This window comes from Streptomyces sp. NPDC001634, assembly GCF_040298185.1.
GTDB lineage: Bacteria > Actinomycetota > Actinomycetes > Streptomycetales > Streptomycetaceae > Streptomyces.
On record NZ_JBEOZU010000148.1, the window covers coordinates 1 to 14,274 of the forward strand.

At 70.8% G+C, this 14,274-nt stretch carries 9 protein-coding genes; 1 reads left to right on the forward strand and 8 read right to left on the reverse strand.

What is annotated here, in order from left to right; translation table 11 throughout:
• Positions 1-5,066, reverse strand: a 5,066-nt coding sequence (locus tag ABT186_RS45330; RefSeq protein WP_351930250.1) for a beta-ketoacyl synthase N-terminal-like domain-containing protein, incomplete at its 3' end; no start/stop codon positions are given.
• 451 nt (positions 5,067-5,517) lie between these two features.
• Complete coding sequence (locus ABT186_RS45335; protein ID WP_351234550.1) at positions 5,518-6,948, reverse strand: cytochrome P450; 1,431 nt, start codon at positions 6,946-6,948, stop codon at positions 5,518-5,520.
• Between the two features lie 325 nt (positions 6,949-7,273).
• Here ABT186_RS45335 and ABT186_RS45340 point away from each other — a divergent pair, with 325 nt between their 5' ends.
• The gene (locus ABT186_RS45340; RefSeq protein WP_351234552.1) at positions 7,274-8,062 is read left to right on the forward strand and encodes a VC0807 family protein; all 789 of its coding nucleotides are present in this window, start codon (positions 7,274-7,276) and stop codon (positions 8,060-8,062) included.
• A 96-nt stretch (positions 8,063-8,158) separates the two neighbouring features.
• On the opposite strand, the gene ABT186_RS45345 is transcribed toward ABT186_RS45340, so the two are convergent.
• The 6 genes from ABT186_RS45345 to ABT186_RS45370 form a co-directional block, all read right to left on the reverse strand.
• Positions 8,159-9,382, reverse strand: coding sequence for an NAD(P)/FAD-dependent oxidoreductase (locus ABT186_RS45345; RefSeq protein WP_351234554.1), 1,224 nt, complete (start codon positions 9,380-9,382; stop codon positions 8,159-8,161).
• The gene (rfbB, locus tag ABT186_RS45350; protein WP_351930246.1) at positions 9,379-10,401 is read right to left on the reverse strand and encodes a dTDP-glucose 4,6-dehydratase; all 1,023 of its coding nucleotides are present in this window, start codon (positions 10,399-10,401) and stop codon (positions 9,379-9,381) included. The genes ABT186_RS45345 and rfbB overlap by 4 nt, the downstream gene beginning before the upstream one ends.
• The gene (locus ABT186_RS45355; RefSeq protein WP_351234557.1) at positions 10,398-11,465 is read right to left on the reverse strand and encodes a glucose-1-phosphate thymidylyltransferase; all 1,068 of its coding nucleotides are present in this window, start codon (positions 11,463-11,465) and stop codon (positions 10,398-10,400) included. The genes rfbB and ABT186_RS45355 overlap by 4 nt, the downstream gene beginning before the upstream one ends.
• Before the next feature lie 46 nt (positions 11,466-11,511).
• On the reverse strand, positions 11,512-11,706 hold the full coding sequence (locus ABT186_RS45360) for a ferredoxin (RefSeq protein WP_351234559.1): 195 nt from the start codon (positions 11,704-11,706) through the stop codon (positions 11,512-11,514).
• 87 nt (positions 11,707-11,793) lie between these two features.
• Positions 11,794-13,044, reverse strand: coding sequence for an activator-dependent family glycosyltransferase (locus ABT186_RS45365; protein WP_351234561.1), 1,251 nt, complete (start codon positions 13,042-13,044; stop codon positions 11,794-11,796).
• On the reverse strand, positions 13,041-14,274 hold a 1,234-nt coding region (locus tag ABT186_RS45370), incomplete at its 5' end, for an alpha/beta fold hydrolase (protein ID WP_351930248.1). The genes ABT186_RS45370 and ABT186_RS45365, both read right to left, overlap by 4 nt.

Sequence of the window (14,274 nt, forward strand, 5' to 3'; positions counted from 1 at the left end):
GGCAACGCCTGCATCAACCGGCCACGAGCCACCACCAGCCGACAGGCATCCGCCAGCGACCACACCCCGGCCACGTGCGCCGCCGCGATCTCACCGATCGAGTGACCGGCCAGGACATCAGGCCGCACACCCCACGACTCCAGCAACCGGAACAACGCCACCTCAAGCGCGAACAGCGCAGGCTGCGCATACTCGGTCCGATTCAGCCGCTCCGCGTCCTCACCGAACACCACCTCCCGCAGACCGAACGGCAGTTCCGCGTCCACCGCGTCAAAGGCCTCGGCGAAGACGGGATACGCCTCATACAACTCCCGGCCCATGCCCAGCCGCTGCGACCCCTGCCCCGCAAACAGGAACGCCGTCTTCCCGGCACGCGTCTCCGTACCCCGGACGAGCCCGGGAACCTCCCCGCCATCCGCCAGCGCACGCAGCCCCTGGAGGAGCCCGTCCCGGTCGGCGGCGAGCACAACAGCCCGGTGCTCCAGCACGGTCCGGGTCGTCACGGACGCCAGAGCGAGGTCCTCGACACGGACCCCGTCACCGGCCGAGCCCTCCAGCCAAGCCCACAACCGCTCCGCCTGACCGCGCACCGCCGACACGCCCGCACCCGACACCACCACCGGGACGACCGCCGGGTCCGGCCGCGTGCCGGCCTCCGAACTTGTGAGGTCGGCCGACGTGGCCGGGGCCTGTTCGAGGATGACGTGCGCGTTGGTACCGCTGATACCGAAGGACGAAACACCAGCACGACGCGGACGACCGGCCTCGGGCCACACACGCTCCTCGGTCAGCAACTCGACGTCCCCGGCCGACCAGTCGACATGCGAGGAAGGCTCCTCGGCGTGCAGGGTCCGCGGCAGCACCCCGTGCCGCATCGCCATCACCATCTTGATCACACCACCCACACCGGCAGCCGCCTGCGTGTGACCCACGTTCGACTTCAACGAGCCCAGCCACAACGGCCGTTCACGGTCCTGACCGTAAGTGGCCAGCAGCGCCTGAGCCTCGATCGGGTCACCCAGCGGCGTACCCGTGCCGTGCGCCTCCACCGCGTCGACATCGGCGGGCTTGAGCCCCGCACCGGCCAGCGCCTGACGGATCACCCGCTGCTGCGACGGACCGTTCGGCGCCGTCAGACCATTGCTCGCACCATCCTGGTTCACGGCCGAACCCGCCACAACCGCCAGCACCCGGTGACCGTTGCGACGCGCGTCCGACAACCGCTCCACCAACAGCAGACCCACACCCTCGGACCAGGCCGTACCGTCCGCGCCGTCCGAGAACGCCTTGCACCGGCCGTCCGACGCAAGCCCCCGCTGCCGCGAGAACTCCACGAACATCTCCGGACCCGCCATGACCGTCACACCACCGGCCAGCGCCAGATCACACTCACCCGAACGCAGCGCCTGCGCCGCCAGATGCAGCGCCACCAGCGACGACGAACACGCCGTGTCCACCGTCACCGCAGGACCCTCGAAACCAAAGGTGTACGCGATACGACCCGACGCCACACTCAGGGTCGTGCCAGTGAGGACGTAACCGTCGGACTCCTCGACGGCATCGCGCAGACGGGCTCCATACCCCTGTTCCACGAGTCCGGCGAAGACGCCGGTACGGGTGCCGCGCAGCGTCGCCGGGTCGATACCCGCCCGCTCCAACACCTCCCACGACGTCTCCAGCAGCAACCGCTGCTGCGGATCCATCGCCAACGCCTCACGCGGCGAGATACCGAACAGTCCGGCGTCGAACTCGGTGGCGCCGTAGAGGAAACCGCCCTCACGGACGTACACCCGACCGGGGGTGCCGGGCTCCGGGTCGTACAGCGCGTCGAGATCCCAGCCGCGGTCGGACGGGAAGTCCCCTATCGCGTCGCGCCCCTCGACGACCAGCCGCCAGAGATCCTCCGGCGAAGCGACTCCGCCAGGGAACCGGCACGCCATACCCACGATCACCACCGGATCGTCGCCCAGACTCGTCGGCACGGGCAGAGCGGACTCGGTGGCGGCGGCACCAAAGAGTTGGCCGTCCAGGTGGCCGGCCACGGCCTCGGGGGTCGGATGGTCGAACAGCAGGGAGGCGGGCAGCCGCAGTCCGGTCGCGGCCCTGAGCCGGTTGCGGAGGTCGACGGAGGTCAGGGAGTCGAAGCCGAGATCCTTGAAGGTGCGGCGGGGCTCGACCTGGTCCGCGGAGTCATGGCTCAGGATGTCCGCGGCGTGGCCGCGGACCAGCTCCAGCAGGGAGCGGTGACGCTCACGCGGCGAGAGACCGGCCAGGCGGTCGTGCAGAGGCGAGGTCACATCGATGATGTCCTCGGCGTCTGCGACAAGCCCGTCCTCAGCGGCAACGGCCCCGTCCTCGGTGCTCGGAGCCGCCGTGGAGGCCATGGGCTCTCCGATGACAGCCGGTGACGGGGCACCGCCTGCGACGGCATCGGACAGCCAGTAGCGGCGGCGTTGGAAGGCGTATGTCGGCAGTTCGGTGCGCCGGGCGTGGTGCGCGGCGAAGACGGGCGCCCAGTCGACGGGGAGGCCACGGGTGTGCAGGGCGGCGAGGGCCGCCAGGAACGCGGGAGCCTCGGGGCCGTCCTTGCGGACGGCGGGGATCACGAACGCCTCGTCGTCGTCCAGGCTCTCCTCGGCCAGGGCCGTCAGGGTGCCGTCCGGGCCGAGTTCCAGGAATCGGCGGACGCCCTGTTCCTCCAGCGTCCGGATGCCGTCGGCGAACCGTACGGGACGGCGGACGTGCTGCGTCCAGTAGTCGGGGGACGCCAGTTCCTCGGCCGTCGCGGGGCGGCCGGTGACGTCGGAGACGATCGGGAGCGTGGGCTGCCCGTAGGAGACTTCGGCGAGCACGGCGCGGAACTCGTCCAGCATCGGCTCCATCAGCGGCGAGTGGAAGGCATGGCTGACGCGCAGGGCCGTCACCTTCCGGTCGCCGGCCCTGAAGTGGCAGGCCACCCCGTCCACGGCCTCGGCGGTGCCCGACACCACCACGGCGCGCGGACCGTTGACGGCGGCGATGCCGACCCGGTCGTTCAGCAGGGGCAGCACCTCGTCCTCGGTCGCCTGAACGGCGACCATCGCCCCGCCCCCCGGCAGGGCCTGCATCAGCCGCCCCCGGGCGACGACCACACGGCAGGCGTCGGCCAGCGACCAGACCCCGGCCACATGGGCCGCCGCGATCTCGCCGACGGAGTGGCCGAACACGACGTCGGGGCGTACTCCGAAGGACTCGGCGAGGCGGAAGAGGGCAACTTCGAAGGCGAAGAGGGCAGGCTGCGCGTACTCCGTCCGCTTCAGGCGCTCGGCGGCAGCTTCCGCGGCCTCGCCGCTCTCACCGCCCTCGCCGAAGACCACCTCACGCAGGCTGAACGGGAGTTCCGCGTCCACCGCATCGAAGGCCTCGGCGAAGACGGGGTACGTGGCGTACAACTCGCGTCCCATACCGAGCCGTTGGGAGCCCTGGCCCGCGAAGAGGAAGGCGGTACGGGCATGTCCGGCCGGTTCGAAGACGCCGGTGAGGACATCGCGCGACGGGGTGCCGTCCGCCAGCGCGGTCAGGCCGCGCAGCAGTTCTTCGCGGCGCGTGCCGAGTACGACGGCACGGTGTTCGAAGCGGGTCCTGGTCTCGGCCAGGGAGTAGGCGACGTCCGCCGGATCGGTGGCGGGGTCGGTCTCCACGCGGGTGAGCAGTCGGCGGGCCTGGCCACGCAGCGCCTTGCGGGTACGGGCGGAGAGGATCCACGGGAGCGGAGCGCCGGCGGCACCGGAGGGAGCCGCGTCCGACGTGGCCCCGCCCGCGCCGCCGGACTCGTTCCCGGTCCACTGTTCCAGCACCACATGGCAGTTGGTGCCGCCCATGCCGAAGGAGCTGACGCCCGCCCGCCGCGGCCCGTCCTGGTGCGGCCACGGCTGGTGCGCGGTCGCGACCCGCAGGTTGAGGTCGTCCAGGGGGATTGCGGGGTTCGGGTTCTCGAAGTTGAGGCTGGCGGGGATCCGTCCGTGGCTGAGGGACAGGACGGTTTTCAGGAGCCCGGCGATGCCCGCCGCGCCCTCCAGGTGGCCGATGTTGGTCTTCACGGAACCGACGAGCAGGGGTGAGCTGTCGGTGCGGGCGCGGCCGACGACCGTGCCGAGGGCCGCGGCCTCGATGGGGTCACCGAGCCGGGTACCGGTACCGTGCAGTTCGACGTACTGGACGTCCGCCGGGTTCACATCGGCCTGGCGGTAGGCGAGGCGAAGCACGTCCTCCTGGGCCTCGCGCAGGGGTGCGGTCAGGCCGTCGCCGCCACCGTCATTGTTGGTGGCGCTGCCGCGGATGACGCAGTGGATACGATCGCCGTCGGCGAGGGCGCGGGCCAGGGGCTTGAGGAGGACGAGGGCGCCGCCCTCCCCGCGTACATAGCCGTTGGCGCGGTCGTCGAAGGTGTAGCAGCGGCCGTCCGGGGAGAGTGCGCCGAAACCGGCGGAGGCCAGGGCGCTGTCGGGGGCGAGCGTGAGGTTGACGCCACCGGCCAGGGCGAGTTCGGACTCGCCGCGCCGCAGGCTCTCGCAGGCCAGGTGCACGGCGACCAGGGAGGAGGACTGGCCGGCGTCCACGGTGAGGCTGGGGCCGCGCAGGCCGAGGACGTAGGAGAGGCGGTTGGCGATGATGCCGCGGTTCAGGCCGCTGAGGGTGTGCCGGCCGACGGCCTCAGGGCCGAGGCGGCGGGCGAGGGAGGCGTAGTCGTCCCAGATGGCGCCGACGAAGACGCCGGTGCGGCTGCCGCGCAGCCGGGCGGGGACGACGGCCGCTTCCTCCAGGGCCTCCCAGCCGAGTTCGAGGACGAGGCGCTGCTGGGGGTCCATGGCCGCGGCCTCGCGCGGCGAGATGCCGAAGAAGCCGGGGTCGAAGCGGTCCACGTGGTCGAGGTAGCCGCCACGGTGGACGGCGGTGGGGGCGGCCGGGTCCGGGTCGGCGAGGGAGTCCCGGCGGTCCTCGGGAGTGTCGGTGACGGCGCTTTCGCTCTCGGCCAGGAGGCGCCAGAAAGCGGCGGGGTCGGGTGCCTGGGGAAAGCGGCACGACATTCCGACGACCGCTATCGCATTCCCGACCGCCGTCACGTCTTCGGATCCCGACGGGATACGGACCGAGTCCCCAGGGAAGTTTTCCGGACGCCCGAGGGATTCCGGCCCCCGAAGGGATTCCCCGCCCCGAACTGATTCGGGCCCCTGAGGGGATTCCGACACGTTTTCCCGTGCGTGTGCGTCTTCTGGCAACACGGCCACTGCCTCCGCCCTACGGATCCAGCACAATTTCTGGCCGCGCATTCCGGCCGGATCCGACTGCCGCGCGACCTGCGGGACAATCGATGGTTGCGATGCGATCAACGGTTGCGATGCGATCGGTGGGTGCGATGCGATCGCCGGTTCCGACGTTTTTCATACTGGCGGCTGCCTGCGGGTGAGTCCCGCAGGCAGCCCGTGATCTAGGGAGACTTCTACTAGTTCGGCCCTGGTCAGCGGCCGTTGGCGGCCCTCAGCGCCTGCGGTGGGCGACCATCTCGAGGCCGCCGCGGGGCTGGAGGGTGAAGTCGCTCGTGACCCGGTTCGGCGGTTCGCCGACCGGCTCGAACTCCCAGTGCCGGCTGAGGGTCGCCAGCGCCATGACGCCTTCCATCTGGGCGAAGACGTTGCCGATGCACTGGCGGGGTCCCGCGCCGAAGGGCAGGTACGCCAGTTTGGGGCGGCCCGGGGCCTTGGCGTGGCCGGTGAGCGGGTCGGACGGATCGGGTTCCGGCAGGAACCGCTGGGGGGCGAACCGCTCCGGCTCGGGCCACCAGCCGGCGTCACGGTGCAGGACGTACGGACTGACCATGAGAACGCTGTTGCGCGGGATGTGGTACCCGTTGGCCGTGTAGTCCTCCAGGGCGCGCCGCACGAGCACCCAGGCCGGCGGATACATGCGCAGCGCCTCGGAGTACACCGCGTCGGTGAACTGGAGGCGGGGCAGGTCCTCGACGGTGGGCAGCCGGTCCCCGAGGACTTCGTCGATCTCGGCGTGGAGCTTCTCACGGATCTCGGGGTGGGTGCCGAGCAGGTAGTACGCCCAGGTCAGCGAGCCGGAGGAGGTTTCGTGCCCGGCCATCAGCAAGGTGATGGCCTCGTCGCGCAGTTCCAGGTCGGTGAGGTGTTCGCCCGTGTCCGCGTCGGTGACGGTGAGCAGCACGGACAGCAGGTCCTCACCGTCGCCGGAGCCTTTGCGCCGGTCCTCGATCATGCCGTAGACGATGTCGTCGACGGCTTTCAGTCCCTGCTTGAACTGACGGTTGGCACGCAGCGGAAGGCGCAGCAGGATCTTGCCGATCGGGCTCAACTCCCAGCGCAGCGGACCGCCTTCGCGGGGGAACGCGGTGCGGATGCGGTCGGCGGCCTCGCTTTCGAGGGAGACGTCGAAGAGGGTGCGGGTGACCATGCCGAGGGCGAGCTCGTACATGGACTCGTGGAAGTTGAACCGCTCGCCGTCGCTGAACCTGGCCGAGAAGTTGTCGGCGATGGTCGCGAACGCGGAGCCGTATCCGGCGATGCGCTGACGGTGAAAGATGGGCTGGATGAGCCGGCGCTGACGGCGGTGGTAGGTGCCGACGCTGGTCACCAGACCCTTGCCCAGGACGCGTTCGAGGCTCGAGCCCCAGTCGTCGGGGCCGGGGCCGGTCTTCTGGGCATCCTTGTCGAAGCGTCGGCTGGAGGCGATGATGACGTCCTGCACCACGCCGAAATCACTGATGAGGAAAGCGTCCGTCTTTCCCATGGGAACGCGGACCACGGGTCCGTGCTTGTCACGCAGGCCCGAGAGATAGCGCGGGACGTTTCTGACGACCTCGCGCATCTCCTTCAGTCGCATGGGACCGGGCGCGGGTATGGATTCGGTCGGCGCAGGCGACTCGGGAGTTGTTTGAACGTCGGTCACAGATGTCTCCTGGGTCGGCGGAGGGTGACAGGTCTCGATACGCCGAGACAGCTGTGCAGGGAATCGATGCCTGCGGCCGCGGCGAGAAATGGACGTGTGCACGGGGTGGACCTGGTGCCCGACGCTAGCACCGAGGGGGCGAGGGGCAGCGAGACGTCGTGGAGTTCTAGGGAATTCCAAAGTGTTGGCGCGATATGGCCGGTTGCCGGGAGCCCGCACGCGGGGCCGCACGTACGCTTGAGCATGGCAGCCGCCCTGATGTCAAGGTGTCGACGTATGGGCGACCGGGCAACCGTTCCGTACGGTCCCATCGGACGGAGAACACATGAGCAGCGGCGGCAGCACCCTGCCGGACAAGCCCTCCAACGGCCCCGTCGGCGGTGGCGGCGCCGCCCGTGACCCCGTCGGCTCCGACTCCGGTCCGCCCCTGCTGCTGACCGTGCTGCTGGACCTCGGCGTCCCGATCGGTCTGTACTACGGGCTGACGGCGGCCGGGGTGAGCGATCTGATCGCCTTGACGGCCGGGACGGTGGTTCCCGCGGGCGCGACGCTGGTGCGGTTCGCCAGGACGCGGCGTCTGGATGTGCTGGGCGTGTTCGTGACGACCATGCTGGTGCTGAGCATCGTCGTGTCGGTGGTCGGGGGCAGTCCGCGGCTGCTGCTGGTACGGGACGGCTGGCTGACGGGTGTGGCCGGGGTTGGCTTCCTCGTGTCGCTGCGCGGCAGGCGTCCGCTGGCGTTCGGTTTCTCGCGACGGCTGCTGGAGCGGCGTGCCGCGGGCGGCCGGGACTGGGACGAACTGTGGGCGGAGGTACCGCGTTTCCGGCGGATCTGGCGGGTCACCACGGTGATCTGGGGCATCGGGCTGCTGGTGGACTCGGGGATCCGGACGCTGATGGCGTACACGCTGCCGGTGCATGTGGTGCCGGCGCTCAACGGCGCCCAGTACGGCGTCTTCACCCTGCTGATGCTGGTGATCGTCAACATCTACCACGCGCGCGCGGGCCTGTGGCCGATCCTGATGCCGGAGATCGATGACCCGATGTACGGCGGCGGTTACCGCGACGGCTACGGCCCCGATCCCGGCCGCCGCTCCGGACTGGACCGCGGCTGAGGCTCGGCACCGTACGCTCCAGGCTGAACGCTCGGCACCGTACGCTCCGGACGGGCGCGGGCGCGAGCTGCCAGCGCGCCCGCGCGGGTGTGGGTTTCACGCCTGAGATGCGCCGGCCGCCGTCGTCTGTTCCTCCGGCCGGCCCGTCCAAGGGGCTCCGCTCTCCACCAGGGGGCGCAGTTGCTGGGCGGCGCGGGGCAAATTGACGGCGATGGCGCCACGGACCCGGCCGTCGACGCAGTGGACGGCGGTGAACTTCCGCTCGGCTGGGCTGCCTTCGAGGATGTGGCACCGGTCGGCCCCGCCGACCTCCCCGAACACCTGGATCTTCAGATCGTGCTGGTCGGTCCAGAAGTACGGCAGCGCCGCGAACGGCCGCGCTCCGGTGCCGGCGAGCAGGTTGCGGGCGACGGTGACGGCCTGTTCGGTGGCGTGCGTACGGTGTTCCAGCCGCTGTCGGCGACCCGTGCGCATGTCGGGTCGGCTCGCCACGTCGCCGGCTGCCCACACTCCGGGCTCCGCCGCGCACAGTGCGTCGCACACGACGCCGTCGTCGACCCGGACGCCACTGCCCTGCAGCCACTCGGTGTTGGTGAGCGAACCGACCGCGACCAGCACCACGTCCGCGGGCAGCAGCGTCCCGTCGGCCAGCCGTACACCGGTGACGGCTCCGCCCTTTCCTTCGACCCCGGTCACCCGGCCCTGCCGGAAGCGCAGCCCGAGATCGCGGTGCACGGCGGCGACCAGTCCGGCCGCCTGCGGCCCGATCAGGTCGAGGAGCACTACGGGCCCCGTGCCGACCAGCGTGACGTCGGCGCCCAGGCCTCGGGCGGCAACGGCCGCCTCGGTGCCGAGCAGACCGGCGCCGGCCACCACCAGTCGCGGCCCTGAGGCCAGGGCCGCTCGCAGGGCGAGGGCGTCGTCGAGGGTGCGCAGGACGTGGACGCCGGTCAGTCCGTCGGCGCCGGGCAGCCGCCGGGGCCGTACACCGGTGGCGACGACGACGGCGTCGGCGTGCAGCCGGGTGCCGTCGGCGAGTTCGACGGCGCGGCCGGTACGGTGCAGCCGGACGGCGGCGGTGCCCAGACGCAGGTCGATGCCGAGACGGTCGTAGGCGTCGGGTCCGCGCAGCCGGATCCGGTCGGGCTCCCACCGGCCGGAGAGGATCTGCTTGGACAGCGGTGGCCGGTCGTAGGGCGGATGGGATTCGGCGCCGACGAGGGTGAGCCGGCCCTCGTAGCCCTGGCGTCGCAGGGTCTCGGCGGTCGTGGCGCCGGCGGCGCCGGCACCGACGACGACAATCTCGTTCAGACCGGTCAACGGGTCACCTCGGTGGTCTGCTTCAGCGGCTCCCACCAGGCCCGGTTGGCGCGGTACCAGGCGACGGTCTCGGCCAGGCCGGTGGCGAAGTCCTTGTGCGGCCGGTAGCCGAGCTCGTCGCGGATCTTGGTCCAGTCGACGCAGTACCGGCGGTCGTGGCCCTTGCGGTCCGGGACGTACTCGATACGGTCCGGCCCCGCGCCGCAGGCGTCGAGCAGCAGGTCGGTGAGCTCACGGTTGGTCAGTTCGGTGCCGCCGCCGATGTTGTAGACCTCGCCGGCCCGGCCGCGGGTGCGGACGAGTTCGATGCCCTGCACGTGGTCGTCGATGTGCAGCCAGTCGCGGACGTTGCCGCCGTCCCCGTACAGCGGGACCTTGCGGCCGTCGAGGAGGTTGGTGACGAACAGCGGGATGACCTTCTCCGGGTACTGGTGGTGGCCGTAGTTGTTGGAGCATCTGGTCACCCGCACGTCCACGCCGTGGGTGCGGTGGTAGGCGAGGGCGAGCAGGTCGGAGGACGCCTTCGAGGCGGAGTAGGGGGAGTTGGGCCGCGGTGGGCACTCCTCCGTCCAGGCGCCGGTGTCGATGGAGCCGTACACCTCGTCCGTGGACACGTGCACGAAGGTACGCACACCGTGCCGCAGCGCCGCGGCGAGCAGTGTCTGGGTGCCCAGAACATTGGTGCGGACGAACTCGGTGGAGCTGAGGATCGAGCGGTCCACGTGGGACTCGGCCGCGAAGTGAACCACCTCGTCGTGGTTCGCCATGAGGTCGTCGACGAGGTCCTGGTCGCAGATGTCGCCCTTGACGAAGGCGAACGCGGGATGGTCGCGGACCTGGTCGAGGTTGGCCGGGTTGCCGGCGTAGGTGAGCTGGTCCAGGACGGTGACGGTGACGCCGGCCGGGCCGGTGGGGCCGAGCAGGGTTCTGACGTGGTGGGAGCCTATGAAGCCGGCTCCGCCGGTCACCAGGATGCGGGTGGCGGCCGGGACCGTGGGTGCCAGGTGCGGGTCGGTCATGACGAGATCTGCACCCGCCCGTGGTCTCCGATGACCAGCCGGTGGGTGGCGGGCACCCGGGGGCCGAGGGAGACGCGTACGTTGCGACCGACGAGCGAGCCCTCCACCCGGCGGATGCTGTCGAAGCTGGAATCGCGCAGGATGATCGAGAACTCGATCTCGCTGTTGCGGATGACGCATCCCTCCGCGATGGACGTCGACGGGCCGATGTAGGAGTCCTCGACGAGGGTGCCGGGGCCTATGATCGCCGGCCCCACGATGCGTGAGCCGCGGATGACGGCTCCGGCGTCGATGTGCACCCGGCCGACGATCTCGCTGCTCTCGTCGACGTCCCCGTCGACCCGGTACTCCAGCAGGTCCAGCAGTCTGCGGTTGACGTCGAGGATGTCCGCCGCGTTCCCGGTGTCCTTCCAGTAGCCGGTGATCACCGTGGTGCGCAGGTCCCGGTCCCGGTCCAGCATCCACTGGATGGCGTCGGTGATCTCCAGTTCGCCGCGTGGGGAAGGGCTGATGGCGCGTACCGCCTCGTGGATCGCCGGGCTGAAGAGGTACACGCCGACCAGTGCCAGGTCGCTGCGGGGCTGCTCGGGTTTCTCCTCCAGCCTCACCAGCCGCCCCATGTCGTCGAGTTCGGCGACGCCGAAGGCCGACGGGTTGGGCACCCGGGTGAGCAGGAGCTGGGCGTCCGGGCGCTCCTTGCGGAACTCGTCGACGGAGTCGGTGATGCCGCCGAAGACGAAGTTGTCCCCCAGGAACATCACGAAGTCGTCGTCGCCGAGGAAGTCGCGGGCGATGAGCACGGCGTGGGACAGCCCCAGCGGGGCCTCCTGCCGCAGGTAGGTGACGTCGAGACCGAAGTCGGAGCCGTCGCCGACGGCCTGCCGGATCTCGTTCTCGGTGTCGCCCACCACGATCGCGACGTCGGTGATCCCGGCGTCGGCGATCGCCTCCAGGCCGTAGAAGAGAATGGGCTTGTTGGCGACCGGCACCAACTGCTTCGCCGAGGTGTGCGTGATCGGCCGCAGCCGGGTTCCCGCACCTCCCGACAGCACGAGAGCCTTCACGGTTTCCATCCCGCCTAACTGGTGTCGTCGGTGAGGGAGCCGGCCGTCAGGACTGGATCTCGATGGCTCCGGAGGGGCAGATCAGTTCCGCCTCGTTCACGGCGGCGTGCAGATCCTGCGGGGGCTCGGTCTGCAGCAGTTCCACGAGGCCGTCCTCACGGCTCTGGTCGAAGACGCCTGCAGCGGCCAGCACGCACTGACCGGCTCCGACACAGCGCTCGCGGTCCACGTTGATCTTCATGGTCTCTTGTCCTGTTCCTGTGGTGATCTGGTGTGCAGCGGTCGGGGGTGGACACGGTGACGGGCCTCGGTGCGGCCGACGGGACGGTCAGCTGACCTCCGCCAGTCGTTCCAGGGAAGCCACCACGTCCTTCGGGCTCGGCATGGCCTCGCAGTCGGCACGCACCCGCCGGGCGGCATCGGCGAACTCCGGCTGCCCGGTGAACCGCCGGACGTGGTCACGGACCTTCTCCGCGGTGGCGTCCCGGTGGTGCAGATAGACGCCGGCACCCGCGCGCTGGAGCGCCCGGCCGCGCAGTTCGTGGTCGGAGACCAGGGTGGAGAGCACCAGTTGGGGCACTCCGTGGGCCATGGCGGTGGCGAAGCTGCCGTATCCGCCGTGGTGGATGATGGCCGAGCAGCTGGGCAGCAGCGTGTGCAGGGCCACCGAGTCGACGGCCCGGGCATTGCCGGGGACCGAGGTGAGCTTCTCCCGCTGCGCGGGCAGCAGCGCGGCCACGACCTCCACGTCCTCATCGGCGAGGGCGTCGAGGATCTCCTGCACGGAGACGTAGTCGCCGCCGTAGTCCTCGGTGTTGGAGGCTCCGAGGCTGAGGCAGACCCGCGGCCGCTTGGGCGACTCGCGCAACCAGTCCCACACGACCGCACGGCCGTTGTACGGGATGTGCCGCATCGGCAGTTCGGGCGATGCCGTCGGGATGGACAGGGACGCGGGCAGGGTGCTGATGGTGGCCTGGCCGTGCAGCATCTCCTCGTCGCAGGAGAACCCGAACGGCTCCGACCTCGCCGCCAGCCACTCGGCGAGCGGATCCACCCGCTCGGCCTCGGGCTGCTCCCTCATCAGCTCCAGATACGTCTGCCGGGTACGGCCCCATACGTCGGCGCACCACATCAGGCGCACGTGCGCGGCTCCGCTGATGCGGGCGGCGACGGCACCGCCGTACGCCAGCGGATCGCGCACCACCAGATCGGGCCGCCAGCTCTGGGCGAAGGCCGCCAAATCCTCGATCATGGAGTCGTTGTAGACGGCGAACGCGTAGGGCACGCTCAGCTCGTAGCGCTCCTTCAGCTCCGTCCAGTCCACGTCGGGGCGTTCGCAGCGGCTCCAGTTCGCCGTCCGGTAGTCCTGCGACTCCCGGTAGGCGGCCATGTCCCGGTGGATGGCGTGGTCGCTGCCGACGGGGACGGCGGTGAGCCCGGCGCGGGTGATGGTCTCGGTCGCCATCGGCTGGCTGGCGACGCGGACGTCGTGGCCCGCCGCCGTGAGCGCCCATGCCAGCGGAGCCATCAGGTACAGATGGGATTTCTCGGACAGGGTGACGAACAGGACCCGCATCATGCTCCCTCGGTTCGGTGGGCCGGCCCCCGGCCGGCGGTGTGCGACGGCAGCACCGTGTCGATCCAGTTGGTGAGGGCGCCCGCGGTGGTGGCGGCGTGGGACTCCATCATCGTGAAGTGATTTCCGGGGACATCGACCACGCTGCCCGCACCGTCCCAGGAGCTCTGCCACTCCCCCGGCTCGGGCCCCTGCTCGGCCACGGTGACGGGTGGCTCACTGGGCCGCACCAGCAGCACGGGCGCGGACAGGTCGCCCGGATCCCACTCGCCGATCATCCGGATGTACCAGCTCATGGCGGACAGCCGGTCGGCGTCCATGTGCGCGAACATCGACTCCCGGTCGAACATCCCGCCCAGCATTTCGCCCGAGAAGCGGGTGAACGGCGAGTCCGCGCGCGGCATGTAGGTGTCGAGGAGGGCCACCCCCAGCGGCGGCTGACCCGACTTCTCCAGATGACGGGCGGCGGCAAGGGCCAGAATGCCGCCGGACGACGACCCGGTCAGGACGAACGGTCTGCCGTCCGCGCACCGCAGCACCCACTCGGCCTGTGTCCTGGCCACCACGTCCAGCGAGGCGGGCAGCGGCTCGCCGCGCCCGAAACCGGGCGTGGGGAGCGCCCACACGTCCTGTCGGCCGCGGAAGGCGGAGGCGAACCGTGCGTACTGGTGCACGCCGGCCAGCGCCACGTAGGAACTGAAGCAGATCAGCGAGGGGCCCTCGTCCCCGGCGGCCAGCCGCAGTCCTGCGGCCGGACCGGTGAGACCGGACGGGGACTCGAAGACCGGCCGCAGCTCCGCGACCGCTTGGAGCAGCGCGAATCCCTCGTCGATACGGCCCTGTTCGCAGGCGGTGCGGAAGAGCGCGCCCACAGTGTCTTCCGCGCGGGCGGCCGACTGCGCCGTGTCGTCGTCGGGCCGGGCCGCCCCCGGGGCACCCTGACCTCCGGACGCCGCCCCGGCGAACCGCTCCGCCAGGTCGGCGGCGAGCGCCTGCGGGGTGTCGAGGTCGAAGACGAGCGTCGCGGGCAACCGGAAGCCGGTCACGGAGCCGAGCCGGTTGCGCAGTTCCACGGCGGTCAGCGAGTCGAAGCCGAGTTCCGCGAAGTGCCGGCCGGGCAGTACCTCGTCGGTCGAGTCGTGGCCGAGGACGGCGGCCACCTGGTCCCGGACCGTGTCCAGCAGGACCGCGAGCCGTTCCGGCGCGGCGAGGCCGCCGAGCCGTCCGGCGAGC

Coding starts and splice junctions, on each gene's coding strand:
- ABT186_RS45340 (WP_351234552.1), top strand. CDS start 7,274: ATGAGCAGCGGCGGCAGCACCCTGCCGGACAAGCCCTCCAACGGCCCC.
- rfbB (WP_351930246.1), bottom strand. CDS start 10,401: ATGACCGACCCGCACCTGGCACCCACGGTCCCGGCCGCCACCCGCATC.
- ABT186_RS45360 (WP_351234559.1), bottom strand. CDS start 11,706: ATGAAGATCAACGTGGACCGCGAGCGCTGTGTCGGAGCCGGTCAGTGC.
- ABT186_RS45365 (WP_351234561.1), bottom strand. CDS start 13,044: ATGATGCGGGTCCTGTTCGTCACCCTGTCCGAGAAATCCCATCTGTAC.